The following is a 23,664-nucleotide window of genomic DNA, read 5'->3' on the forward strand; positions in this document are numbered from 1 at the left end:
GACCCGCTTCCCGCCAGCGTGGATCCTGCGAACGGATTGCCCGCCGCCCGTTCGCGCGTTGCCTGCGTGCCGGAGGGGTGGACGAGCGGGTCGGAAGGGGCGTGCTGCGACGTGAACTGCAGACCTGCGGCCGGCTGTCCCGCCCCGCTTCGCGGGGATCGCCCGTTATCGTTCGGGCCGCTCGCCTGGGTTCCCGCGTCAGGCGCCTCCGCGCTTTCTGTTCCCAGTGTGGCGGCCCTGTGGGTTTCCGGCCGCCCGGCGCCCGCTTCCGGTGTACCGGAGCCGCTCGCGGCATGGACCGCATGCCCCAGTGAAGCCTCCTCGCTTCCCGGCGGCGCTTCCCGCATCGCCCCTTCGGGAACATCGGATTGCCGGTCAGCCGAGCGGTCACCAGAAGAACCGCCCGTGCGATCTCGATGTGCCCGCGGCTCGCCAAAGGCGAGGGCGAGGGTCTCGGGTGTGAAGGTTTCCTCCGTCGGACCCGAGGCTAGGACCGTTCCGCGCACCACGACGACGCGGTCGCAGAACTCCGGCACACGGGCAAGGTCGTGGGTGGAGACGAGTATCACCCGCCCTTCGTCCCGCAATTCACCCAGCAGGTCGATGATCCGGTCCTCCGTCCCGGCATCGACGCCTGTAAAGGGTTCGTCGAGCAGGATGAGCCGCCCGTCCTGCGCCAGTGCACGGGCAAGGAACACGCGCTTGCGCTGCCCGCCCGACAGCTCGCCGATCTGGCGATGGCGGTAGTCGCTCATGCCGACACGGGCGAGGGCGGTGTTCACCGCCTCCCGATCGGCGGCGCGGGGCCGGCGCAGAAAGCCCATGCGGCCATAGCGACCCATCATCACCACATCCTCCACCAGCACGGGGAAGGTCCAGTCGACCTCCTCGGCCTGCGGCACATAGGCGACGAGGCTCCGGGCAAGCGCCTCCGCCACGGGCAACCCCAGCAGGCGGACCTCCCCCGAAACGGGGACAAGCCCCATCAGGGCCTTGAACAGCGTGGATTTTCCCGCACCATTCGGCCCGATCAGGGCGGTAATGGACCCCTCCGGCACGCTGAACCCGGCGCGGCGGAGGGCGGTGTGACCGTTGCGATAGGTGACAGTCACGTCCCGCGCGAGCACTCCCGCTTCGTCTGTCACTGGCTTCCCCCCGCCAGACCGTCCGTTATGGTGCGGGTGGTGGTCTCCAGCAGGTCGAGGAAGGTAGGCACCGGCCCATCCGGCTCCGACAGGCTATCCACATAGAGCATGCCGCCATACCGCGCGCCCGTCTCCCGCGCGACCTGTTGCGCGGGGGATTGGCTCACGGTGCTTTCGCAGAACACCGCCGGAATGTCGTTCGCACGTACCCCGTCGATGACCGCGCGCACCTGTTGGGGCGTGCCCATCTGGTCGGCGTTGATGGGCCAGAGATACAGTTCCCGAAGCCCGAGATCGCGGGCGAGGTAGCTGAACGCGCCCTCGCAGGTCACCAGCCAGCGACGGTTCTCGGGCAGCGCTGCGATCTCCGCCTTCAGCGGTTCGATGGCGGCCCGGAGACGATCCTTATATGCAGCCGCATTTCCGGCGTAGACGTCCGCATTGGCAGGGTCGTGCTCCTTGAGGGCGTCGGTGATATTGTCCACATAGGTCAGCGCCTCCGTCAGCCCCATCCAGGCGTGGGGGTTCGGTTTGCCCTCATAGGAACCGGCGGTGATCGCAATGGGCGTGATTCCATCGCTCACCGTGACGGAGGGCACGTCCCCGACGGTGCGCAGGAATTTCTCGAACCAAACCTCGAGGTTCATGCCATTCCACAGGATCAGGTCGGCCCCATGCGCCCGGACCAGATCGCGGGGGGTCGGTTCATAGCCATGGATCTCTGCGCCGGGACGGGTGAGGGAAACGACTTCCGCCGCGTCGCCAGCCACCTGTTGCGCCATGTCGGCGATCACAGTGAAGGTGGTCACCACCTTCATCCGCTCCTCCGCGCCCGCGGTGCCGGTTAGCAGCGCAAGTGCCGCCGTTGCGCCGAGTATGCGTTTCCCGATCCGAGTCATTTCCGCTCCTGTCCTGCCTGGCTTTTCGCTCATACCATGAAAATGATAATCATTCGCAAAAAGTCAAGAAAGATCGTCGAGACGGTCATGTCCCCCGCAGCAACCCCACGGCGATGACGACCATCACCAGAGCGATAAATCCATCCACCAGCCGCCATGTTCCGGGGCGTGCGAAAACAGGCCGGAGCAGCCTCGCGCCATATCCCAGCGTGAAGAAGAACATCACCGACCCCAGGACCGCCCCGGCTGCAAAGGCGGGCCGCTCGCCTGCGAACTGGGTGGAGACGGAGCCAAGCAGCACGACGGTATCCAGATAGACATGCGGATTGAGCCAGGTGATCGCCAGACAGGCCAGCACCACCTGACGGAGAGTCGCGGGGGGAGCGCCGGTGACGGTCAGGGCCGCCTCCGACCGAAGCGCTGAGCGGAGGCTGCGGGCGGCATACCATAGCAGGAAGGCCGCGCCGCCATAGCGCATCACCGGTTCCAGCCACGGAAACAGCGCGGTGATCCGCCCGAAGCCCGCGACGCCCAGCGTCACCAGCACAGCATCCGACAGCGCGCAGGTCAGGCAGACGGCGAACACATGCTCGTTCCGCAGTCCCTGACGCAGAACAAAGGCATTCTGCGCCCCGATCGCGACGATGAGCCCGAGTGACATGGTCAAACCGGAGAGGAAGGCGACGGTCATGGGACGCTCCGTTGAATGTGCGTCCTTGCGGTAGGCCGTGCGGAGACGTTAATCAAATTAATGCAGCTCATGCCGGTTCAGGAAAATTCATGATCGACTATCCTTCGGCCCGCGCCGTCGCGCTGGTGGTGGAGACGGGGAGCTTCGAGAGGGCCGCGCGGGTTCTGAGCATCACGCCCTCGGCCGTGTCACAACGTGTCCGGCAGTTGGAGGAGCGGCTCGGCGCGGTGCTGATCGAACGCGGCGTGCCTTGCCGCGCGACGGAAAAGGGCGCGTGGCTTTGCCGGCACGTGGAACAGGTCGGGTTGCTGGAGCAGGATCTGCTCCGCCATCTTCCGGGACTGGCAGAGGTGGCGGGCCAGCGGGTAACGCTGAACATCGCTACCAATGCCGACAGTCTTGGCACCTGGTTTCTGCCTGCCGTCGCGCCCTTCATCGCGGAAACGGGCTACCTGCTCAACATCGGGATCGACGATCAGGACCACACGGCGGACTGGCTGCGCAGCGGGCGGGTGCTTGCTGCGGTGACGGGTCTGGAAACACCGGTCCAAGGCTGCCGCATCCAGCGGCTGGGAAGCCTGCGCTACCACGCCACGGCCAGCCCGGTGTTCATCGCGCGCCACTTCCCCCATGGCGTGACGGCTGCGGCGATGGCCGACGCGCCTGCACTGACCTATGACCAGAAGGACCGGCTTCAGCACCGCTGGCTGGAGACCCAGCTGGGGCAGGGGGCCGTCTCGCCGACCCATTGGATGCCCTCCACGCAGGGCTTCGTCGATGCAACGCTGGCGGGAATGGGGTGGGCGCTGAATCCGGCGGCGCTGGTGGCGCAATCCTTGGATGACGGGCGGCTGGTGGAGCTGATCCCCGGCGCGGTGCTGGACGTGCCGCTCTACTGGCAAGTCAACCGGCTGGCGTCAGAAAGGCTTGCCCCGCTCACCCGGAGCATCGTTGCGGCGGCCCGCCGTTCTTTGGTGTGACGCGACGTCATTGGCCACTTGCGGAACGGCGGTGAAGCAGGCATCGTTCAGGTCGGAGGACGACGTACGGCAAACCACGTGCCTATGTCTGGCCTGTCGAAATTTCGCGTCGCCAAGAAGCACCTTCGTGAAATAAATACATATCCCCTGTCCCCGCAACCGTCATAATCGCAGGACGCCCGGCGTCCGACCGGGAACAGGGGGAGTTCCAGAAACGATGAACAAGATCGATCCCATCGACGCATGTCCGCCAAGCAGGCAGCTCATGCCGCTCGCCTTGCAGCATGTGCTTGTGATGTATGCAGGCGCCGTCGCCGTACCGCTGATCGTCGGGCGCGCGCTGAACCTGTCGCCGCAGGAGGTCGCCTTCCTTATCAGCGCCGACCTGTTCGCCTGTGGCATCGCCACGATCATCCAGTCCTGGGGGATCCCCGGTTTCGGCATCAAGATGCCGGTGATGATGGGCGTGACCTTTGCTTCCGTCGGGCCGATCCTGTCCATCGCGGGCACGACCGATGTCGGGCTAACGGGAATCTTCGGTTCGGTCATAGCGGCGGGGTTGTTCGGCATCGCCATCGCGCCGTTCATCTCGCGGCTGCTGCCGCTGTTTCCACCGGTGGTGACGGGGACGATCATCCTTGTCATCGGCATCTCGCTCATGCGGGTTGGGATCAACTGGGCGGGCGGCGGGGTGCCGACGCTGACCAGGGTCGTCGACGGCGTGCCGGGTCAGTTTCCCAACCCCGCCTATGCGCAGCCGCAGGGGCTGATGATCGCGGGGTTCGTCCTGCTGGTCATTCTGGCGCTGCTGCGCTGGACGACGGGCTTCCTGCGCAACATCGCGGTTCTGCTGGGCATCGTGGCCGGCTGCGTGATGGCCTCGGTACTTGGCCTGATGCATTTCGACAAGGTGGCCCAGGCGCATTGGGTGGATATCGTGCTGCCCTTCCACTTCGGGATGCCGACCTTTCACCTCATCCCCATCCTGACGATGTGCATCGTCATGATCGTGACGTTGATCGAATCGCTCGGCATGTTCCTCGCGCTTGGCGAGATGACGGAGCGGAGAGTGAGCAAGAGCGCGCTGACACGGGGGCTGCGGGCAGATGGACTGGGCACGCTGATCGGCGGCGTGTTCAACACCTTCCCCTACACGTCGTTTTCGCAGAACGTGGGGCTTGTCGGGGTGACCGGCATCCGCTCCCGCTGGGTGACGGTGGCGGGCGGTGCCATCATGATCTGTCTGGGGCTGCTGCCCAAGATGGCGGCGCTGGTGGAATCGGTGCCGCAGGTGGTGCTGGGCGGCGCAGGGATCGTGATGTTTGGCATGGTGGCGGTAACCGGGGTGCGCATCCTGTCCACCGTGGATTTCCGCACGCGCCCGAACGACCTTTTCATCGTCGCCGTTTCGGTGGGCTTCGGGATGATCCCCATCGTCGCACCGGGATTTTTCCAGTCGCTTCCGCACGATCTGCATCCGCTGCTGGAATCCGGCATCCTGCTTGCGGCGATCATCTCCGTCGTGCTGAACCTGTTCTTCAACGGGATGCGGTCCGAAACCTCGGTCGAGCGGGAGACGGCGGGCGCCGCTGCCAGCGCGGAGCACTGCTGACGTCTAGGCCGCGTCACCCAGCGTCGCCGCCGGATCGACGAGATACCGCTGCGCCAGGGGCGCGGCGGCGGCACCCAAGGCCCGCGCGTCCGGGCCGACCGTGCCCTCATGTACCTGCGGTGGCGTGATCCCGGAAAGGTCCATGCCGCGGAGCGCAGCCTCCGTACGCGCCACCACCTCCGTACGTATCCGCGCGGGCATCCAGCCATCCACCAGCACTGCCTCCAGCTCCAGCAGGGCGCAGGCGGAGAGGGTGGCAGAAGCCAGTCCCGCAGCCGCACCGCCGATCCAGCGCGAAAGAACCGCCGGATCCACGTCCCAGTGGTCGGGGCTTGTCCAGAGCTGATCCGACGACTGGCCCGCCGCCTCCATCGCTCGGGCGAGGCTGGAGGTGGAGGCGACTTCCAGCAGCCGCACCATCCGCCCGTCCGGTCCGGGAACCGGCATGGTCGCCACCCCGGCCGCATTGCCGCCCCGCCCGGTGAAAAGACGTCCGTTCAGGACCAGTCCGCCGCCGATGAAGTAACCGAAGTAGAAGTAGAGAAAGTCGCGAGGCTTCTCTCCCGTCCCGAACACGAGTTCTGCCCCACAGGCGGCAGTCGCGTCGTTCTGGAGATGCACCGGCAGGCCGGTGAGAGCGGCCAGTGCCGCCTGCATGTCAGTGTTTCGCCATGGCTCCATCATCTCCGGCGGCGCGTCGATGTGGCGGCTCCATTCCCAGAGCTGAAAGGGCATGGCCAGCCCAAGGCCGCCGACGCGGCTGCGAAGCGGTGCGGGAAGCTCCGCCAACAACCCCTCCTGCTCCCGTTCCACAAAGGCAAGAACCGCGGCGGGGGTGGGGTAGGCATAGACCTGCCGCCGCTTGCCCCGAATGCGGCCGAGGAAATCGGTGAGCAGCAGGTCCGCCGAACGTCGCCCGATCTTCAGCCCGAGGAAGAACGCCCCATCCGCCGCCAGCAACATGGGCACGGAGGGTTGGCCGATGCGCCCGCGCTGCGGCGTGCCGCGCTGGATCAGACCTTCTTCCTCCAGTGCGCGCATGATGACAGAGACGGTCTGCGCCGACAGACCGGTCGCCCGCGCGATATCTGATTTCGCGGCGCCGCTGTTACGGCGCAGCAGCGACAGCACCAGCCGTTCATTATGTGCCCGCATCGCGGATTGGTTGGAGCCGCGCAGCCCGACCCCTTCGGGGGGTGCCCTTTCAGGCAAGATCTCCGCCTTTGCCACCCTGTCCTCCCGCTTGGCCGGATGGAGCGCCCTGATCCGGTGGACACAATCTGCCACCGAAGAGGGTGGGAGGCAATATTAAATCAGAGTGATTTATTTATCTTGACGCAAGGGGGCGATTCGGATTTTTCTCCCTGAACCGGAGGGGGCTCGCGGCAGGACGCGGGAATGCGGGAGGAACCCATGAACGGCACAATTGCACGACGCAAGACGACGGTACGGCGCGCTCTTTGGGCAGCATCGGCCATAATGATCGCGGCCACGCCGGCGCTGGCGGCAGATCCGCCGACCGCCTGTCTTGTCACCAAGACGGACACCAACCCGTTTTTCGTGAAGATGAAGGACGGGGCCGTTGCCAAGGCAAAGGAGCTGGGCGTCAACCTCAAGACCTATGCCGGCAAGATCGACGGGGATCACGAAGGTCAGGTCGCCGCGGTGGAGGCCTGTATCGCGGGCGGCGCCAAGGGGATCATGATCACCGCCTCGGACACCAAGGCCATCGTGGATGTGCTCGACCAGGCCCGGCAGGCGGGGATCCTCGTGATCGCGCTCGATACCCCGCTGGACCCGCCGGAAGGGGCGGATGCGACGTTCGCGACCGACAACTTCAAGGCGGGTGAGCTGATCGGCCAATGGGCAAAAGCCACGATGGGCGACAAGGCCGCCACGGCGAAGATCGCGATGCTCGACCTCGGCATCTCCCAGCCGTCGGTGGACGTGCTGCGCGATCAGGGGTTCCTGTCTGGCTTCGGCATCGACCTCGCGGATCCGAACCGCTGGGGGGATGAGACCGATCCCCGCATCGTCGGCAACGAGGTGACGAGCGGCAACGAAGAAGGCGGTCTGAACGCGATGGAGGCCCTGCTGACCAAGGATCCGCAGATCAACATGGTCTATGCGATCAATGAACCCGCCGCTGCCGGCGCCTATGAGGCGCTGAAGGCCGCAGGCCGGGACAAGGATGTGATCATCGTCTCCGTGGACGGTGGCTGTCCGGGGGTCGCCAACGTCAAGGCCGGGGTGATCGGCGCGACATCGCAGCAATATCCGCTGATGATGGCCGCGCTTGGTGTGGAGGCGATCGCGAAATTCGCCGCCGACGGCACGAAGCCCGCGCCCACGCCCGGCAAGGAATTCTTCGACACCGGCGTGGCTCTGGTCACCGACCACCCGGTTTCCGGTCTCGACTCGATAGACAGCACCAAGGCCGCCAGCCTCTGCTGGGGCTAGGCGCAAGAAGGAGTGGGCGGCCATGGCCGCCCTCCGCCCCCATGTTTGAGGGAGAAACCCAATGGCGCATGCCAAGATCGCCGGTGGCTTCGAGGAGGGTCTGAAGGGCGCCTCCGTCAGTGTCGCCGAATTCCATGACGACCGGACGCCGCTGAAAAAACTTCAGCAATGGTTGCACCATACGCCATCGGCAGTGCCGCTGATCGTTCTGGTCGCCTCCATCATCGTCTTTGGTCTGCTCTCGCCGAATTTCCTCACAGCGACAACGCTGTCCACCATCCTGCAGCAGATTTCCATCGTGGGGATTCTGGGCATCGCACAGGCGCTGATCGTGCTGACGGCGGGGATCGACCTTTCGGTCGGTGCGATCGCGGTGTTCTCCTCCGTGCTGATGGGGCAGTTCACCTTTCGCTACGGCATACCCGCACCCGCGGCTATTGCGCTTGGTCTCATGCTCGGCACGGCGATGGGTCTGCTGAACGGCTGGCTGGTGGCACGGCTGCGCCTGCCGCCCTTCATCGCGACATTGGGCACATGGCAGATCCTGCTGGCCTCCAACTTCATCTTCTCCAAGAACGAGACGATCCGATCCTCCGAGATCGCTGAACAGGCGCCAATGCTCCAGTTCTGGGGAAATTCGATCCAGCCGGGGGGCGTCAAGGTGCTCTACGCGGTATTCCTCATGGTGGCTTTGGTTGCGGTGATGGCCTGGGTGCTCCGTCACACGGCCTGGGGGCGGCATGTCTATGCGACGGGTGACGACCCTGTGGCGGCGGAGCTGGCGGGCGTACCCACGAAGCGGCGGCTGATGCAGGTCTATGCGCTGGCCGGCTTCTTCTGCGCGGTGGCGGGCTGGGTGATGATCGGGCGCTTCGGTTCCGTCTCTCCCACCGCGTCCACGGGGCAGCTTGGCAATATCCAGTCGATCACGGCCGTGGTCATCGGGGGCATTTCGCTCTTCGGCGGGCGCGGCTCCATCATCGGCATGTTCTTCGGAGCGATGATCGTCGGCGTCTTCGAGATGGGCCTGCGCCTTGTCGGCACCGACCCGCAATGGACCTTCTTCCTGATCGGCGTGCTCATCATCTGCGCCGTGGCGGTGGACCAGTGGATCAGAAAGGTTTCCGTATGACCGAACCTCTACTCAAGGCGCGTGGGCTGGTGAAACGCTACGGTCGTGTCACGGCGCTCGACAATTGCGACTTCGACCTGATGCCGGGGGAGATCCTTGCGGTGATCGGGGACAACGGGGCTGGGAAATCCTCCCTCATCAAGGCGCTCTCCGGCGCGATCCGCCCCGAGGAGGGAGAGATCACGCTGGAGGGCCGCGCCGTCTCCTTCCGCTCTCCGATCGAAGCCCGGGCGGCTGGGATTGAGACGGTCTATCAGACCCTCGCCATGAGCCCCGCGCTTTCCATCGCAGACAATATGTTCATGGGACGGGAGTGGCGGAAACCCGGTCTTGCCGGCAAGCTGTTCCGGCAGCTGGACCGCCCCCGGATGGAAGCCTTCGCCCGTGAGAAGCTGAGCGAGCTGGGCCTCATGACCATTCAGAACATCACGCAGCCGGTGGAGACCCTTTCTGGCGGGCAACGGCAGGGCGTGGCAGTGGCGCGGGCAGCGGCCTTCGGCTCAAAGGTGGTGATCCTCGACGAGCCGACGGCGGCGCTTGGCGTGAAGGAGAGCCGCCGCGTGCTCGATCTCATCAGCGACGTGCGGGCGCGGGGTCTTCCGGTGATCCTCATCAGCCACAACATGCCGCATGTGTTCGAGGTGGCGGACCGCATCCATATCCACCGTCTGGGGCGCAGGCTCTGCGTGATCCGACCGGGCGATCATTCCATGTCGGATGCCGTGGCCTTCATGACCGGCGCCAAGATGCCCGAGGGAGCGGCGCAGGCGGCATGAGAGAGATCGCGGATCTCGCCGCGCTGATCCGCGAGCGCGCGACCGACGGCGCGCGCTTCCTTACGGGGATCGCCGGACCACCGGGCGCGGGGAAATCCACCCTCGCCGCCCGGCTGGTCGCCGAATTGGGGCCGGAGGCACGGCTCATCCCGATGGACGGGTTTCATTACGACAATGCCGTGCTGGCGGACCGGGGCCTGATGCATCGCAAGGGCGCGCCGGAGACCTTCGACGCGGGCGGTTTCGTGGCGCTTCTGACGCGGCTTCGTGCGGGCGAGGAGGCGGCCATCCCCGTGTTTGATCGTGCCGCCGACCTTGCCCGTGCCGGTGCCGATATCGTGGACAGACGACACCGGCTGCTGGTGGTGGAGGGCAATTACCTGCTTCTTCCCGATGGCGCCTGGGGCGGCGTCGCGCCGCTTCTCGACCTGACAGTGTTTCTCGACGTGCCGGAGCAGGAGCTGGAGCGAAGGTTGATCCGCCGCTGGTTGGAACACGGCCTGTCCGAACAGGCGGCGCGGGGCAGAGCGCTTGGCAACGACATGACCAATGCGCGGCTGGTGCTTGGCCGCTCGATCCCTGCCGAGGTGCGGTTTTCGGATCAGGTCGAGTCGGGAGACAGACCTTCGGACCCCGCTGGAGCGCTCAAGGACGTGGCGCGTGCGATATTGACGAAACCGGCGATGTAGTCGGTTGCCTCCTCTCCCACGCGCATGCCCAGATGGATGGACTTGGGCAATCCCTGCGCCCCGATCCGCGCCGCGCGGATCGGCAGGCCGCGACCCTCCTCCCTCAGCAGCCAGTCCGGGACCGCGCTCACTCCCCGGCCTGCGGCGACGAGTTGCAGCATCATGTCCGTCGTCTCTACCGTTCGGTGACGGGCGGGGCTGACATGGGCGGGGGCGAGAAACCGGGTGAACACGTCAAGCCGCTCGGGCGGCACGGGATAGGTGATGAGCATCTCGCCCGCCAAATCGCTGGGCACGGCAACGGCGCCGATGGGGTGATCCACGGGCACCGCCAGCACCAGCTCGTAATCAAAGACCGGCGCATAGGCGATCTCCGGCCGCTCCATGGGATCGGGGGTGATGATGAGGTCGATCTCATGACCCAAGAGGGCGCCCAGACCGCCGAAGCGGAACGCGGTGCGGATCTCCAGATCCACATCCGGCCATGCCGCCAGATACGGTGAGACCACCCGCATGAGCCATTGCTGACAGGGATGGCACTCCATCCCCACGCGGAGCGCGCCGCGCTGGCCCGAGGCGTAGTCGGCGAGCACCGCTTCGGCATGGTCGAGCTGTGGCAGCACCCGCTGCGCCAGGGCCAGCAGATATTCCCCCGCCTGCGTCAGCCGCAGGGTCCGCCCCTCGCGCAGCCACACCGCGACACCATAGCGTTCCTCGAACCTCCGAATGGCATGGGAAAGCGCGGACTGGGTGACATTCAGCCGATCCGCCGCTGCCGTGAGGCTACCGAGACGATCGACCTCGCGCAGGATCATCAGGTGTTGGCGGTCGAGCATACATGATCTCCGTTCATGAATGCGTGAAATTATACCATTTCCGCTCATGTTTCCACCCGGCTATGGAGGGATAGGCAGAAAAGGAGACCCGCCATGCCGCTGGATATGAGCCTCACCGCCGGAACGAGGGTGTCCTATCGCGTGATGCCGGTCGCGGATCTGGGGCGCAGCTACCGCCTCTGGCGGGCGATCAGGGGGATTCTGGCGGAGGAGCCGGAATTCATCGCCGTCGCCGCTGCCGATACGGCCCAGACATTGGATACCCTGCGCGCCATTCAGACGCTCTGGGATATTCCCGTCTTTGCCGCCGTGCGGGCCGACGCCGCGCCGACAGAGGTCGCTCCGCTGCGGGAGGCGGGCATCCCGCTGATGGGTCTGTTGCCCGCCGCCCCGCGTGCGGTGGAGCCTCCTGCCGCGGCACTGCCCTCGACGCTGCTTGCCGGTCTGGATGCCCTGATCCTGCCCGCGCGGGAGCAGGCCACGCTGGTTCGGGCGCGGCAGGCGCTGGCCGGTCGCGGGCTGTCGCTGCCGGTCATCGCGGAGCATGATTTCGCACTGCCGGGAGAGAGAAGGGTTCACCGGTTCCTGCCGCTCGCGGGCTGACATACCGGCTGATACACTGGCCTTTCCCCGTCCTGTCCGCAGCCGGTCCCGTCGGTTCTCCTTGAGCCCGACGCCAAAACGGCCAAGAGTGGCACCATGAGTGCCAACCGCCGATACACGCCTGATGAGGAGGAGGATCCCCCCGCCGGCCCTTATGACGGGCCGCCGCGGGAGGATGATCTGTGGTTTCTCCCCCCCGACCCGGAGGAGGAGGATCCCGCTCTCCCCCCGTGGCAGCGCAGACCGGCACGGAGCGCGGTGGAGCCTGCTCTGTGGGAGGCTGCGCAGGCTGCGCTTTCCTACGACCTCGCGACACTGGCCTATGACCGGGGGCGGCTGGACGAACGCGCACGCCACATGGGGGACGGTGCGCGGGAACGGCTTGCTGCTGCGGAGGCGCTGGCGCTCGGCTGGGGCACCGGCGACAGGGTGGGGGCGGACCGGCTGGCGCTTTGGCGCGCGTTCCGCATCGGTGCGCCGGGCGATACGGCAGAGGCTCTGGCCCGCACCGCATGGGCGGCGCGGCGTCTCTCAGCCCCACCCGCGCGGGGGTTGACGGAGCATCTCGGCCCGGACCCGCGCCTCGATACGCTGCCGGAGGAGGTGGAGGCGGAGCTTGCGGGCATCGCCGCCCTCCATCCGGTGGTCAGGGGATGTGCGGCCTATCATCTGTGGCAGGGGCTGGACGAACGCCCGTGGCCGCTGCGGCGTGCGGAGGCGGCGGTGATCGGTGCCCGGATCGCGGCGGAGGGCCAGGGCACCTCGCTGGCCTTCCTGCCGCTCGCCCTGGCGGGCCCGTCGGCACTGGTGGCAAACGGCTCGGTGGAGCGGAGGCTCGCCCGCTGGGTGGAGGCCGCGCATCAGTCGGTGCTTGTAGGGCTTCTCACGCTTGACCGGCTGATCGCCTGGAAGGAGCGGGCCATCGGAGTGATCCACGATCTGTCGGGTCGCACTCCCCCGCGTCTGCTCGACACTTTTCTGCGCCATCCCATGGTTTCCGTCCCCTTGGCGGAGCGGGAAACGGGGTCCTCCCGCGCAGCGGCGCAACGCAACATCGACATCTTCGCACAGCGGGGACTTGTGCGCGAGGTGACGGGGCATGCCCGTTTCCGTGTCTGGGCGCTTGCGGATCAGGGATGACCCTGCATGGCCGTTCGGGCCGGGAGAGCCTGCACCGCTTCCTTACCGGGTTGCCGTCATATCCACCAGACGCAGTAAGCCCCGGACTGTAGACACCGCAATGCCGCACTGAAATCAGGCTGTGCGGGCAAGGGGGGGGAGCCGCTTCCCAGCAGAATTCTGAACAAGCTGCTGGGCTTTTTGCCCTGTGTTGCGCGGAAATCGTTCGCACTCTGACGAGACCCAGCCGAAAATCTATATGCTTCGGGCATCTCCGGGCCGATTTTCCGATTTCCGGCACATAGACATGATATTTCGGGTTTTTTCAGCATCCTGTGAAAGCTCCGAACGTCGTGCCGATGCTGTGGGGCTTGGCACGTGGGCCACGGAATGACCCGCGACAGGTCGATCCACGGGTGCATCGTCTCAGGTAGGGTCGATTTCTCTCCAATGCAGGCCCGACAGCCGGGCTTACGTTGAAAGACGGGAAATCGGTCCGGCCACGAGCCAAAACTTGCGCGCTTGCGGATGTTCTCCGATGCCGAGGGAAGAACTCCGTCTTGGCGCAACCCCGGATGGCCTTTCAGCCGGCGCCCAGTGGCCGTTTCCGGGAGCCTGTTAGGCCAGTGCTGTGAAGCGCGAAAGGCGCGTCGCAAGATCAGCGATCGCTTCCCCGGCCTCCGCGATTGCGGAGGGGCTGGCCTCCTCCGTGGTCATCGACAGGGCCACACCGGCAACTGGCAGGCCCGCGCGGTTCAGCACAGCGGCGCCGATGCAAGTCATGCCGGCACGCACCTGACCGTTGTCCACGGAAAAGCCGTCCTGCCGCACGCGGGTGATCTCCGCCTCCAGCCCGGCGCGATCCCGCACACTGGCCGGCGTGAGGGGAGGAGGAAATTCAGCGGTCAGCGTGGCGCGGTTCTCGGGTGGAAGATATGCCAGCATCGCCTTGCCGGTGGCGGTAAAGACCGCAGGCAGCCGCATACCCATGCGGAAGGTGACGCCGAGCGGCGCGGTGGAGTTCCGGCAGGAGGTATAGACCACCTCCGCCCCGATCAGGCTGCTCAAGGTGATCGTATGCCGCTCAAGGGTGGGAATCGCGCCGATCAGCCGGTTGAACTCCTGCGCCATGTCGCTCTGATCCAGCGCCGCACCCGCCCATTTCAGCACATGCGCCCCGACCGTGTAGCGCCCCCGCTCCTCGTTGAGCAGACCGAGCGCCGTGAGCGTGACGAGCAGGCCGTGAAGGGAGCTTTTCGGCAGGGCGAGGGCGCGGCCGATTTCCGCCTGCGCGGGCGGTTCGTGGGCTTCGGAGATATAGTCCAGAATGGCCCGCGCCCGCTCCACCGCAGGGACGAGCCGCGGTTCCGCTGCCGTCATCCCGTCCGTCCGCCAAGCCGGTCGGCAAGGAAAACGCCCGCCGCCTCCACCAGCCGCCGCCCGGTCGTAACCTTGCCGGCGGCGGTGAACAGGCCGTGCGCATGACGGGGCAGGTGGTGATGTTCCACCTCCGCGCCGTTGAGCGCCAGCCGTCCGGCATAGGCCACGCCCTCCTCCGCCAGCGGATCATGTCCGCAGGTCACGATGAAATGCGGCGCGCGGGAGGGATCGGCCGCCAGCAGTGGCGACAGGCGGGGGTCGGACAGATCCGCCTCTCCGACGTAGTGGCCGCGGAACCATTCCATCGACCGGACGGAGAGCGGCACCCCGCGCGTCAGGCTTCCCCAGGTGGCGCCGCGCAGGTCCGTCACGGGGTACAGCAGCACGACCGCGGCAGGCTCCGTCGCGGAGGTATTCGCCAGCACCGCGGCAAGGTTGCCGCCCGCGCTGTCCCCCGCGAGCGCGATGCGCCCCGCGTCGATATTCAGTGTCTCCGCCTGATCGCGGAGCCAGCGGAGGCCGGCCTCCGCATCCTCAAGCGGCCTGGGAAAAGGGTGTTCGGGCGCAAGGCGGTAATCGACGGCGAACACGGCCGCCCCGGACACTTGCGCCAGAAACCGGCAGAGCGGATCGTGAGAGGCCAGCCCGCCGATGACCCAGCCGCCGCCGTGAAGGAACAGCGTGGCGGGCAAGCGGTCGGCCGAAGGGCGATACTCGCGGATCGCGATGCGCCCGCCCGGCACTTCGATGGTATGGTCGCGCACCGTTGCCAGCGGCTCCGTCTGCAGGCCGTTCGCCGCGCTGGTCAGGTCGTAATTCGCGCGCGCTTCCGCCAGCGGGACGGTCTGGAAGGAAATCTCCCCCGCCTCGCGGAAGGCCCGGATCAGAGGGCGCTGATCCTCCGCCACATCGGCCAGCGGCAGCAGCGCTTCGGAGGCATCCATCGTCATCTCCACGCGTAGTCCTCCGCGTTCCACTCCGCGGCGCGACGATATTGGTCCACCGTGCCGGACCAGTTGTTGATGACCTTTCCGGCAGCGTTCTTGTACCAGCTCGAACAGCCGGAGGAGAAGGCCGAGCTTGCCATATCGGCCTGCATCCTTTCGTTGAACCTGTCGAACACCTCCGCATGGACGGCAGCCGCGGCCCCGCGGGCCTCCGTCTCCCTGATGGCGCGGAGCACGTAATCCTGCTGGATTTCCAGCATGGTGATGATCGAATTGTGGTTCAGGTTGGTGTTCGGCCCATAGATCATGAACATGTTCGGAAAACCCGGCACCGTCATGCCGAGATAGGCCTCCGCCCCGTCCGCCCAGACGTCGGACAGGCTTGCGCCATCCTCCCCCGTGACGATCAGGTCACCATGAAACGCCTGACTGGCGAAACCCGTGCCGAAGATGACCACGTCGAAAGGAAGAACCGTCCCGTCCGCCGTCTCGATGCCGTCTTCGGTGAAGCGGGCGATACGGCGGGTTTCCAGCGCCACGTTCTCCCGGCAGAGCGCGGGGAAGAAGTCGTCCGACCGCAGGATCCGCTTGCAGCCGAACTCGTAATCCGGCGTCAGTTTCGCGCGCAGATCCGGGTCCGGCACCTGCTTCTCCAGATGCTCCTGCGCGAGGCGGATGCCCTCCGCCTGCGCTTCCGATCCCACCTGCGTACGCGAGAAGCCGTTCTCGCGGAAGGCATGGAGATGCGCGCGCGAGGCGTCGAACAGCGCCGGATCGGCCTCGTAGGCGTCAAGCTGCGCGGGGTCGAACACAATCTGGTTGCGTGGCATGATCCAGTTGGCAGTGCGTTGGAAAACCGTCAGATGGCCGACTTCCGGCGCGATCTCCGGCACGTATTGCACAGCCGAGGCGGCATTGCCGACGGAGGCCACGCGCTTGCCCGCGAGCGGCACGCTCCCGTCCCACTCCGCGGAATGGAACATCTCGCCCCGAAAGCTCTCCAGCCCCTCGAACGCTGGAATCGCGGGTTTGTTGAGCTGGCCCCAGGCGGTGACGAATACTTGCGCCGTGTAGCGCGCGCCGCCCCGCACGGCAAAGCGCCATAGCCGCGCCGCGCCATCCCATTCGGCACTGAGGATCTCGCTGTCGAAGCGGATATGGTCGCGCAGGCCGTATTCCTCCGCCAGCCGCCCCATGTAGCCCAGCAGCTCCTCCCGTCCGGCATACATCCGGCTCACGCGGAGATGCGGAAAGAAGGAGTAGCAGTAGAGATGGGCCTCCGTATCGCAGGCGGCACCCGGATAGGCATTTTCGCGCCATACGCCGCCGATGTCCCCCGCGCGTTCGAGGATGACGAAATCCTCATCTCCCGCGCGGACCAGCTGCGCGCCCATGCCGAGCCCGCCGAAGCCCGCGCCGAGGATCAGGGTGCGGACATGCGTGGCCCCCGGCATCAGAACGCCTCCTGATACAGGCGGAGCGCATCGGCCTCAGTCACCTCCACCGGATTATTGATGAGCAGGCGCTGCTGCAACATCGCGTCGGAGGCGAGCATGGGCAGGCTTTCCTCCGTCACCTTCACGGCGCGCAGTTGCCGGGGCGCGCCGGAGCGGTCCATCAGCGTCAACATGTGATCGACGAAAGCCGTGGCGCGGGCCTGTGTCCCCTCCTCAGAAGGGGGCAGCAGCGCATCGGCGAGTTCCGCATAGAGCGGCGCGGCTGCGGTGGCGTTGAAGCGCAGCACCGGCCCCAGCATCAGCGCGTTCGAAAGCCCGTGGGGAATGTGGTAATGCCCGCCCAGCGGATAGGCCAGCGCATGGACCGCAGCTACGGGCGCATTGGCGAATGCCTGCCCGGCAAGGTTCGCGCCGAGCAGCATCGCCTCCCGCGCCTCACGGTTGGTGCCGTCCTGACAGGCGGCGACGAGGTTGTCCGACAGCAGCTTCAGCGCTGCCCGCGCCAGCACGTCCGATACGGGATTCTTCTTGTGGCGGCTGGTATAGGCTTCAATCGCGTGGACCATCGCGTCGATCCCGGTCGCCGCGGTGTGGAGCGGCGGCAGACCGACGGTCAGTTCCGCGTCGAGGATCACCTTGTCGGCGTAGAGCTGATCGGCCACGACGCCCATCTTCGTCGTTTCACCGGTGGTCAGGATGGTGATGTTCGTCACCTCCGAGCCGGTACCGGCGGTCGTCGGGATCTGGACGAGCGGCAGACGCCCGCCTGTCACCTTGCCGATGCCGTAAAGTTCCTTCAGCGGCTGGTCGGACATGACGAGCACGGCGGCAAGCTTGGCGATATCCATGGACGAGCCGCCGCCCAGACCGATCACCACGTCGCTTCCCGCCGCGCGGGCCTTTTCCACGCAGGTCAGCAGCACCGACTCCGGCGGATCGGCCACCACGTCGTCAAAGACGGTGACGGTGAAGCCCGCAGCCTCAAGCGAGGCGAGCGCGGGGGCAAGCACGCCCGCCTGATTGAGACCCTTGTCGGTCACGATGAAGGCGCTCCGCGCCGGGAACCAGCCCGCGAGGATCTCCCCCAGCCGGGCGGCGGCGCCCCATTCGACCAGCATCGAACCGGGTGTGTTGAACGTGAATGGTGTCATTGTCCCCTCCGCAATCCTGAGGCGGGCCACGGCCCGCCCGCTCCCCGGCGCTCAGACGGCCGAGCAGATGTATTTCATCTCGACATATTCCTCGATGCCGAACTTCGATCCTTCCCGGCCGAGACCGGACTGCTTCACCCCGCCGAAGGGCGCGACCTCGTTGGAGATGAGGCCGGTGTTGTGTCCGACGATGCCGTAGTCCAGCGCCTCCGCCACCCGGATCGAGCGGGCGAAGTCCTTCGTGAAGAAATAGGAGGCGAGGCCGAAGATCGTGTCATTGGCCATGCGGATCGCCTCCTCCTCCGTGTCGAACGGGAAAAGCGGCGCGACGGGGCCGAACGTCTCCTCCCGCGCGACGACCATCTCCGGCGTCACGCCGGTGACCACGGCGGGAGAGATGAACAGCCCGCCCAGACGTTCGCCCCCGGTGACGACCTTGCCGCCCTTCGCCCGCGCATCGGCGAGATGTTCCTCCACCTTTTCGATGGCGGCGGGTTCGATCAGCGGACCGAGGACGACGCCCTCCTCCGTGCCGGGGCCGACCTTCATCTTCTCCACCTTCGCCACCAGCCGCCGGGTGAACTCCTCATACACGCCGCGCTGGACGAGGATGCGGTTGGCGCAGACGCAGGTCTGTCCGGCATTGCGGTATTTGGAGGCGATCGTCCCCTCCACCGCCTGATCGAGATCGGCATCGTCAAAGACGATGAGCGGCGCGTTGCCGCCAAGCTCCAGCGACAGTTTCTTGATCGTCGGCGCACATTGCGCCATCAGCGTGCGCCCCACTTCGGTCGATCCGGTGAAGGACAGCTTCCGCACCGTCTCCGATCCTGTGAGCACCTTGCCGATCACACTGCTCTTGCCGGTGATGACCTGAAGCACGCCCTTCGGGATGCCCGCTTCCTCCGCCAGAACGGCGAGCGCAAGCGCGGTGAGCGGGGTGAGGTCGGCAGGTCGCACGATCATCGTGCAACCGGCGGCGAGCGCGGGGCCGACCTTGCGGGTGATCATCGCAGCCGGAAAGTTCCACGGCGTGATGGCAGCGGTAACGCCGATGGGCTGACGGATGACGGTGATGCGCTTGTCGGCCTGCGGGGCGGGGATCGTGTCGCCATAGACGCGCTTGGCCTCCTCCGCGAACCACTCGATGAAGGAGGCGGCATAGACGATTTCGCCCTTGGCCTCCGCCAGCGGCTTGCCCTGTTCCGATGTCAGGATGAGCGCGAGATCATCCGCATTCGCGATGATGAGGTCGAACCATTTGCGGAGGATCTGGCTGCGCTCCTTGGCGGCGCGTTTCGCCCACGGGCCGAAGGCGCGGTCGGCGGCTGCGATGGCCTCCTCCGTCTCTGCCTCGCCCAGACGCGGAACCCGGCCGACCACATCGCCGGTCGCCGGGTTGGTGACGTCGAGCCATTCGCCCGACCGCCCCTCCACCCACGCGCCATCGATATAAGCGGCGGATTTCAGCAGGGCGGAATTGTTGAGTTTCATGGCGTGCTTCCCCGGATGTTCATTATATTGAACTGTGTTCAGAAATCTGCCGGGGAAGGCAGCATGTGTCAACCCCCGGAGAACCGCGGGGATGATCTACACCGGCTCCGAGTTCATACCGTTGGGAGAGGGGTCAGTCTTCAACCCCGACCATCACATCGGACGCCTTGACGACGGCGGCAGCGGTGCTCCCCACCGTCAGGCCGAGGTCCGCAACCGCTTCGTTGGTGATGGAAGCGGTGATCACGGTGCCGCCTCCGATGTCGATCCGCACATGGCTGGTCACCGTGCCCGTGACAATATCAACCACCTTGCCCCTGAGAACATTGCGCGCACTGAGTTTCATTCGTTCCTCCTCTCGGCATCTGCCATAACCGATGATCCTGTTTCGCGCCCCCTGACGTCAAGAGAAACGCCGTGGCCGTTGACGGGAATAACCTTGGGAAACGGGGTGCAGCGGCGCGGGCAAGCGAGCTGGCTCGAAGGGCCGGACGCCTTCAGCCGTCTCCAGCCGCGAGGCATGGGTATCGCGCGGCAACATTTCCGCAACGTATCCTTATAGGCGGGAGGCTCCCGCCCGCATCGACCTGATCGACATCATCGTCATGCGGCGGTGCTGGCCACGGCCTGTTGCGCGGTCAGACCACACGGCCCGACCCTGCTTCGCGCGGCCGGTGTGACCCGCCCGATCCACGCCCGATCTACGTCGGAGGAGGGCAGGCCGCTATCCTTCGGCGGACATGTTCCCGCCCGACAGCGGATGGAGGAAAGCTCCCGACATCAACGCATCTGCCTGTAGCAAGGACGTGTTGCTCCGGTGATCGTCTGAACCGCGATGGCTATGTACGCGACTCGTGGCGTTCCATTGGGAGGGAGCGGCTGACCCTTGCCATTTCGGCCGATGCGCGGTTCCTGCGCCATCCCGAAGCCGCGATGCCCTTCCGCTTGCAAGGGTTTGGGCGAAAGCCTGCTCCCCATGGCCATCGATCCGGTCCGTCATCATACCATGGGGAGGCATCTCCAACCGGAGCGCCGGTAGCTCAGGGCGGGCGTGTCCCCTGCACCACAGGCCATGAGGCGCAGGCTGACGAAAGCGAACGAGGGCCCGGGCTGCTGAAAAGCCGGACATTGACCTGCCCCTGCGTCGGATGCCGGAAAACCGGTTCGGGCATGCGCCGAAACTGCGGTTTCCGGGGCGCGGTTCAGGATGTGGAAAAGCCTCCCCGGTGCCCTCGGAGTGCTTTTTTTGCAGCCTGTTGATGAGCGGAGCGACGGGACTGAAGGCTGCGGTGCAAACGAGGCTGGGGTGCAAACGAGGCTGGGGTGCGACCAAGGCGACCGCTGCGGCATGGCAACGCTTTGGCTCTTGCTCGCGCCGTCAATCCGCCGTGGGGCAGAGCCCGAAGCGTCGCGGCGGAAGCGGCCAATCCCGCCCGCGCCCGGACCCGCTTCCCGGGATCAAGACGCTCCCGCCGCGCCCTTCCGCCAGTAGGCGGTGACGAAATGTGTCTCGCGCGGATGGTTCAGGACGGTGCGGAGATGGCTGCGAAGTTCGCGGAAGGCGGCGAATTCCAGCCCGGCCCAGACATAGGTTTCCGGCGGGACGGACAGCGTTTTCAGCGCTGCCACCAGAGCTGCGCCGGGCGGGCCGTCGCGAAGGAACCAGTGCAGCTCCACGCCGCCGGGGTGAGGGAGCGCCTGCCGCTCCGCCGCATCCGAAACCTCAATGAAGGCGTGGCCCTGCATGTCCGGGGCCGCGTCCTCCAGTGCGCGGGCGATGGCGGGCAGGGCAGTCTCATCTCCCGCAAGCAGCACGTGGCCTTCCCGCGGGATGCCACCGCCGCCGGGGCCGACCAGCGCCAGCCGCTCCCCCACCCGCGCCGTGGCGGCAAAGGCCGAACCGGGACCGGCGTCGTCATGCAGAACGAAGTCGATTTCCATCCAACCTGCCGCCGGGTCGATGCGGCGGATGGTATATTTGCGCACGACCCCGTTGCCGAAGGTGAACCGCCCCTCGGCATCGAAATGGGGCCAGACGGGGGCTTCATCCGCCGGCGGCAGCAGCAGCTTGCAGTGCAGCGCCGACAGGTCGGCGAAGCGCAGCAGCTCCGGGCCGGACAGCCGGAGGCGGCGCATGGCGGGGGTGATGTCCTCAATCCCCACGATCTCCATCTGGCGGAAGTTGGGAGGGACAGTCGTCTCGGGGAGGCCCCAGTCAACCTTCGGGCCGCCGAACTCTGCCAGATGTTCGCCAAGGTCGAGGCGCATCTCATGGGCGAGGGAGGCATCAGCGCCCCATGCCTCCATCTCCAGCACATCCGCAGCCACGGTGACGGTGGCGCGACGGAGGCCGAAGTCGATGCGCCAGACCCCTTCCGCCGTCTCCACCCGTGCGCCATGGCCGCCCAGATGCTCTGCGATCAGCCGGGCGAGCGCGGGTGCCTCCGGGGTAGTGACGCGGGCGGTGGTGGTCATCTCAGGCATGGTCATGCTCTCCAATCAGTCGCCGGATGCGCAGGGCGCCCCGGTCCAGTTCCGCCTCCACGCCCCAGACGCGGGCGAAGATGTCGGGCGTCAGGACGGTCTCCGTCGCGCCCTCGGCGGCCAGTCGTCCGCTTTCCAGCACGGCCACACGCTCCGCCCATGCGGCGGCAAGCGGGATGTCATGCAGCACGACGACGATCCGCCGCCCGTCCCGCGCGATCTCGGCCAGAAGCTGCATGACGCGGTGCTGATGGGCGATGTCGAGCATGCTCGTCGGCTCGTCCAGCAAAAGGAGCGGTGCGTCGCCGGCCAGCGCGGGGGCAAGGCCCGCCATCTGCCGCTGCCCGCCCGAGAGCCTGTCCAGCCGGTCGAGCGCCAGCCCCCCCGCCCCCAGCCGATCAAGCGCGGTGAGCGCCGCTTCCGCCGCGCTTTCACGCGACAGGCCCGGACGGGCCGCGCGGATCGCGGCGACGGAGGCTTCCAGCACGGTCAGCCCCACGCCGGAGGGCAGCATCTGCGGCACGAAAGCCACCTTGCGCGCCCGGTCGCGCGGCGAAAGGGCCAGCAGGTCCACGCTGTCGAGCCGGACCTCTCCCCGCGCGGGCAGAAGCCCGGCGATGGCGCGGAGCGCGGTGGATTTCCCCGCCCCGTTCGGCCCCAGCAATGCGGTGATGCCGCCGCCCGCCGTCTGGGACAGCGACAGATCGTGCAGTACCGGGCGACCGGGATAGCCCGACATCAGATGGTGGACGGCAAAGCTCATCGCGCGACCCGGGCGATCAGGACGAAGAACACCGGCAGGCCGATCAGCGAGGTGACGATCCCCACCGGCAACAGCACGCCGGGGATCACCGTCTTGGCGGCGGCGGAGGCGAGAGAGACGAGCAGCGCCCCGATCAGCAGGCTCGCGGGCAGGAAATGGCGGTGATCCTCGCCCACCGTCAGCCGCGCGAGATGCGGAGCGACGAGACCCACGAAGCCGATGGTGCCCGCCGTGGCCACCGCCGCCGCCGCCAGAAGACTGATGCGGAGGAGCGCCATGAACCGCAGCCGCCCGGGATCGACACCGAGGCTCGCCGCCCGCTCCGCCCCGAGACGCAGCACGGTGAGCCGGGAGGACGCGGCAAGGGAGAACGGCACGGCGATGACCAGCGCCCCCGCCATCAGCGCCACCCGGCGGCCATCGGCCTGCGCGAGATCGCCCATGCCCCAGAGCGCGAACTGCTTCAGCGCCTCTGCCGGGGCCACGAACTGCACCAGCGCCAGAAGCGCGTTGAAGGTGAAGACCAGCGCGATGCCGAACAGCACCAGCAGCGCCGCGTTCCCCTCTCTCCCCCGCACCAGCAGTTGCAGCAGCGCGATCGACAGCGCGGCGGCGACGAAGGCATTGCCCGCCACGGCAAGGTCCGGCGGCAGCCCCGGCAGGGCCAGCCCGAACACGATCGCCAGTGCCGCGCCGAAGCCGGCGGCCGCCGACACACCCAGCGTGAAGGGGCTGGCGAGCGGATTGTCCAGCACAGTCTGCATTTCCGCCCCCGCCAGCGCGAGCCCCGCGCCCACGAGCAATGCCAGCACGGCGACGGGAAGGCGGAGCTTCCACACGATGGTCATGGTCGCGGGGGAAAGCGTGGTATCCCCGCTGAGTGCACGCCACAGGTCACTGATGCTCAACCCCGCAGGGCCGGTGCAGAGGTCCAGCACGAAGGCACCCACTACCGCCAGCGCCATCACCGCCAGAAATCCGGTGCGCCGCCGTTCTGCCGCGCGGTGGCGGGAAAGCCGGATATCTGTCGTCGCCGTCATGGGTCT

At 66.8% G+C, this 23,664-nt stretch carries 21 protein-coding genes and 1 pseudogene; 8 read left to right on the plus strand and 14 right to left on the minus strand.

Annotated elements, in window-relative coordinates:
- Nucleotides 1-431: 431 nt before the first annotated feature.
- The 3 genes and pseudogenes from CG51_RS20745 to CG51_RS11740 all read right to left on the minus strand — a co-directional run.
- A pseudogene (locus tag CG51_RS20745) lies at nucleotides 432-1,145 on the minus strand (ATP-binding cassette domain-containing protein); the annotation flags it as partial.
- Nucleotides 1,142-2,044: a metal ABC transporter substrate-binding protein gene (locus tag CG51_RS11735; RefSeq protein WP_035745256.1), complete on the minus strand. Its 903-nt coding sequence runs from the start codon at nucleotides 2,042-2,044 to the stop codon at nucleotides 1,142-1,144. The gene CG51_RS11735 and the pseudogene CG51_RS20745, both read right to left, overlap by 4 nt.
- 85 nt (nucleotides 2,045-2,129) lie before the next feature.
- A complete protein-coding gene (locus tag CG51_RS11740; protein WP_035745257.1) occupies nucleotides 2,130-2,735 on the minus strand; it encodes a LysE/ArgO family amino acid transporter in 606 nt (201 codons plus the stop codon).
- A gap of 89 nt (nucleotides 2,736-2,824) precedes the next feature.
- Here CG51_RS11740 and CG51_RS11745 point away from each other — a divergent pair, with 89 nt between their 5' ends.
- Nucleotides 2,825-3,715, plus strand: a complete 891-nt coding sequence (locus CG51_RS11745; RefSeq protein ID WP_035745258.1) for a LysR family transcriptional regulator ArgP — start codon at nucleotides 2,825-2,827, stop codon at nucleotides 3,713-3,715.
- Between the two features lie 217 nt (nucleotides 3,716-3,932).
- Entirely contained in the window at nucleotides 3,933-5,327 is a 1,395-nt protein-coding gene (locus CG51_RS11750; protein ID WP_035745259.1) for a nucleobase:cation symporter-2 family protein, read from the plus strand.
- A gap of 3 nt (nucleotides 5,328-5,330) precedes the next feature.
- Here CG51_RS11750 and CG51_RS11755 read toward each other — a convergent pair whose 3' ends face one another.
- Entirely contained in the window at nucleotides 5,331-6,557 is a 1,227-nt protein-coding gene (locus CG51_RS11755; protein WP_051930490.1) for an ROK family transcriptional regulator, read from the minus strand.
- A 249-nt stretch (nucleotides 6,558-6,806) separates the two neighbouring features.
- Between CG51_RS11755 and CG51_RS11760 the strand changes: the two genes are divergently transcribed.
- From CG51_RS11760 to CG51_RS11775, 4 genes are all read left to right on the plus strand, one after another.
- Entirely contained in the window at nucleotides 6,807-7,787 is a 981-nt protein-coding gene (locus CG51_RS11760; protein WP_233141283.1) for a sugar ABC transporter substrate-binding protein, read from the plus strand.
- A 61-nt stretch (nucleotides 7,788-7,848) separates the two neighbouring features.
- Entirely contained in the window at nucleotides 7,849-8,919 is a 1,071-nt protein-coding gene (locus CG51_RS11765; protein WP_035745261.1) for an ABC transporter permease, read from the plus strand.
- Complete coding sequence (locus CG51_RS11770) at nucleotides 8,916-9,695, plus strand: ATP-binding cassette domain-containing protein (protein ID WP_035745262.1); 780 nt, start codon at nucleotides 8,916-8,918, stop codon at nucleotides 9,693-9,695. Before CG51_RS11765 ends, CG51_RS11770 begins: the two co-directional genes overlap by 4 nt.
- A complete protein-coding gene (locus CG51_RS11775) occupies nucleotides 9,692-10,384 on the plus strand; it encodes a nucleoside/nucleotide kinase family protein (RefSeq protein WP_084695155.1) in 693 nt (230 codons plus the stop codon). The genes CG51_RS11770 and CG51_RS11775 overlap by 4 nt, the downstream gene beginning before the upstream one ends.
- Here CG51_RS11775 and CG51_RS11780 read toward each other — a convergent pair.
- The gene (locus CG51_RS11780; RefSeq protein ID WP_051930492.1) at nucleotides 10,297-11,220 is read right to left on the minus strand and encodes a LysR family transcriptional regulator; all 924 of its coding nucleotides are present in this window, start codon (nucleotides 11,218-11,220) and stop codon (nucleotides 10,297-10,299) included. The two genes, CG51_RS11775 and CG51_RS11780, sit on opposite strands and share 88 nt — an antisense overlap.
- Before the next feature lie 93 nt (nucleotides 11,221-11,313).
- Here CG51_RS11780 and CG51_RS11785 point away from each other — a divergent pair, with 93 nt between their 5' ends.
- Both CG51_RS11785 and CG51_RS11790 read left to right on the plus strand, forming a co-directional pair.
- Nucleotides 11,314-11,823, plus strand: coding sequence for a hypothetical protein (locus tag CG51_RS11785; RefSeq protein WP_035745264.1), 510 nt, complete (start codon nucleotides 11,314-11,316; stop codon nucleotides 11,821-11,823).
- Between the two features lie 96 nt (nucleotides 11,824-11,919).
- The gene (locus CG51_RS11790; protein ID WP_035745265.1) at nucleotides 11,920-12,963 is read left to right on the plus strand and encodes a helix-turn-helix domain-containing protein; all 1,044 of its coding nucleotides are present in this window, start codon (nucleotides 11,920-11,922) and stop codon (nucleotides 12,961-12,963) included.
- Between the two features lie 597 nt (nucleotides 12,964-13,560).
- Here the strand turns inward: CG51_RS11790 and CG51_RS11795 are convergent.
- The 9 genes from CG51_RS11795 to CG51_RS11835 form a co-directional block, all read right to left on the minus strand.
- Nucleotides 13,561-14,322 carry an IclR family transcriptional regulator gene (locus CG51_RS11795; RefSeq protein ID WP_035745266.1) on the minus strand — a complete coding sequence of 254 codons (762 nt, stop codon included), beginning with the start codon at nucleotides 14,320-14,322 and terminating at the stop codon, nucleotides 13,561-13,563.
- Complete coding sequence (locus CG51_RS11800) at nucleotides 14,319-15,266, minus strand: alpha/beta hydrolase (protein ID WP_035745267.1); 948 nt, start codon at nucleotides 15,264-15,266, stop codon at nucleotides 14,319-14,321. The genes CG51_RS11795 and CG51_RS11800 overlap by 4 nt, the downstream gene beginning before the upstream one ends.
- Before the next feature lie 2 nt (nucleotides 15,267-15,268).
- The gene (locus CG51_RS11805; RefSeq protein WP_035745269.1) at nucleotides 15,269-16,723 is read right to left on the minus strand and encodes a flavin-containing monooxygenase; all 1,455 of its coding nucleotides are present in this window, start codon (nucleotides 16,721-16,723) and stop codon (nucleotides 15,269-15,271) included.
- Nucleotides 16,723-17,877 (minus strand): iron-containing alcohol dehydrogenase, encoded by a 1,155-nt coding sequence (locus tag CG51_RS11810; protein ID WP_035745271.1) that lies wholly within the window; start codon nucleotides 17,875-17,877, stop codon nucleotides 16,723-16,725. Before CG51_RS11810 ends, CG51_RS11805 begins: the two co-directional genes overlap by 1 nt.
- A 51-nt stretch (nucleotides 17,878-17,928) precedes the next feature.
- Complete coding sequence (locus CG51_RS11815) at nucleotides 17,929-19,371, minus strand: NAD-dependent succinate-semialdehyde dehydrogenase (RefSeq protein ID WP_035745274.1); 1,443 nt, start codon at nucleotides 19,369-19,371, stop codon at nucleotides 17,929-17,931.
- A 133-nt stretch (nucleotides 19,372-19,504) separates the two neighbouring features.
- Nucleotides 19,505-19,717, minus strand: coding sequence for a TOBE domain-containing protein (locus tag CG51_RS11820; protein WP_035745278.1), 213 nt, complete (start codon nucleotides 19,715-19,717; stop codon nucleotides 19,505-19,507).
- A gap of 1,112 nt (nucleotides 19,718-20,829) precedes the next feature.
- Nucleotides 20,830-21,855: a siderophore-interacting protein gene (locus tag CG51_RS11825; protein ID WP_051930493.1), complete on the minus strand. Its 1,026-nt coding sequence runs from the start codon at nucleotides 21,853-21,855 to the stop codon at nucleotides 20,830-20,832.
- Nucleotides 21,848-22,618: an ABC transporter ATP-binding protein gene (locus tag CG51_RS11830; RefSeq protein ID WP_035745281.1), complete on the minus strand. Its 771-nt coding sequence runs from the start codon at nucleotides 22,616-22,618 to the stop codon at nucleotides 21,848-21,850. Before CG51_RS11830 ends, CG51_RS11825 begins: the two co-directional genes overlap by 8 nt.
- Nucleotides 22,615-23,658 (minus strand): FecCD family ABC transporter permease, encoded by a 1,044-nt coding sequence (locus tag CG51_RS11835; protein WP_035745283.1) that lies wholly within the window; start codon nucleotides 23,656-23,658, stop codon nucleotides 22,615-22,617. Before CG51_RS11835 ends, CG51_RS11830 begins: the two co-directional genes overlap by 4 nt.
- Nucleotides 23,659-23,664 lie beyond the last annotated feature (6 nt).

Origin of the sequence: Haematobacter missouriensis, assembly GCF_000740775.1 — a bacterium.
Lineage (GTDB): Bacteria > Pseudomonadota > Alphaproteobacteria > Rhodobacterales > Rhodobacteraceae > Haematobacter > Haematobacter missouriensis.

What these genes read in the sequence shown, in the direction of transcription:
- CG51_RS11735 (WP_035745256.1), bottom strand. Translation starts at nt 2,044, where the DNA reads ATGACTCGGATCGGGAAACGCATACTCGGCGCAACGGCGGCACTTGCG.
- CG51_RS11740 (WP_035745257.1), bottom strand. Translation starts at nt 2,735, where the DNA reads ATGACCGTCGCCTTCCTCTCCGGTTTGACCATGTCACTCGGGCTCATC.
- CG51_RS11745 (WP_035745258.1), top strand. Translation starts at nt 2,825, where the DNA reads ATGATCGACTATCCTTCGGCCCGCGCCGTCGCGCTGGTGGTGGAGACG.
- CG51_RS11750 (WP_035745259.1), top strand. Translation starts at nt 3,933, where the DNA reads ATGAACAAGATCGATCCCATCGACGCATGTCCGCCAAGCAGGCAGCTC.
- CG51_RS11760 (WP_233141283.1), top strand. Translation starts at nt 6,807, where the DNA reads ATGATCGCGGCCACGCCGGCGCTGGCGGCAGATCCGCCGACCGCCTGT.
- CG51_RS11765 (WP_035745261.1), top strand. Translation starts at nt 7,849, where the DNA reads ATGGCGCATGCCAAGATCGCCGGTGGCTTCGAGGAGGGTCTGAAGGGC.
- CG51_RS11770 (WP_035745262.1), top strand. Translation starts at nt 8,916, where the DNA reads ATGACCGAACCTCTACTCAAGGCGCGTGGGCTGGTGAAACGCTACGGT.
- CG51_RS11775 (WP_084695155.1), top strand. Translation starts at nt 9,692, where the DNA reads ATGAGAGAGATCGCGGATCTCGCCGCGCTGATCCGCGAGCGCGCGACC.
- CG51_RS11780 (WP_051930492.1), bottom strand. Translation starts at nt 11,220, where the DNA reads ATGCTCGACCGCCAACACCTGATGATCCTGCGCGAGGTCGATCGTCTC.
- CG51_RS11785 (WP_035745264.1), top strand. Translation starts at nt 11,314, where the DNA reads ATGCCGCTGGATATGAGCCTCACCGCCGGAACGAGGGTGTCCTATCGC.
- CG51_RS11790 (WP_035745265.1), top strand. Translation starts at nt 11,920, where the DNA reads ATGAGTGCCAACCGCCGATACACGCCTGATGAGGAGGAGGATCCCCCC.
- CG51_RS11795 (WP_035745266.1), bottom strand. Translation starts at nt 14,322, where the DNA reads ATGACGGCAGCGGAACCGCGGCTCGTCCCTGCGGTGGAGCGGGCGCGG.
- CG51_RS11800 (WP_035745267.1), bottom strand. Translation starts at nt 15,266, where the DNA reads ATGGATGCCTCCGAAGCGCTGCTGCCGCTGGCCGATGTGGCGGAGGAT.
- CG51_RS11805 (WP_035745269.1), bottom strand. Translation starts at nt 16,723, where the DNA reads ATGCCGGGGGCCACGCATGTCCGCACCCTGATCCTCGGCGCGGGCTTC.
- CG51_RS11810 (WP_035745271.1), bottom strand. Translation starts at nt 17,877, where the DNA reads ATGACACCATTCACGTTCAACACACCCGGTTCGATGCTGGTCGAATGG.
- CG51_RS11815 (WP_035745274.1), bottom strand. Translation starts at nt 19,371, where the DNA reads ATGAAACTCAACAATTCCGCCCTGCTGAAATCCGCCGCTTATATCGAT.
- CG51_RS11820 (WP_035745278.1), bottom strand. Translation starts at nt 19,717, where the DNA reads ATGAAACTCAGTGCGCGCAATGTTCTCAGGGGCAAGGTGGTTGATATT.
- CG51_RS11825 (WP_051930493.1), bottom strand. Translation starts at nt 21,855, where the DNA reads ATGCCTGAGATGACCACCACCGCCCGCGTCACTACCCCGGAGGCACCC.
- CG51_RS11830 (WP_035745281.1), bottom strand. Translation starts at nt 22,618, where the DNA reads ATGAGCTTTGCCGTCCACCATCTGATGTCGGGCTATCCCGGTCGCCCG.
- CG51_RS11835 (WP_035745283.1), bottom strand. Translation starts at nt 23,658, where the DNA reads ATGACGGCGACGACAGATATCCGGCTTTCCCGCCACCGCGCGGCAGAA.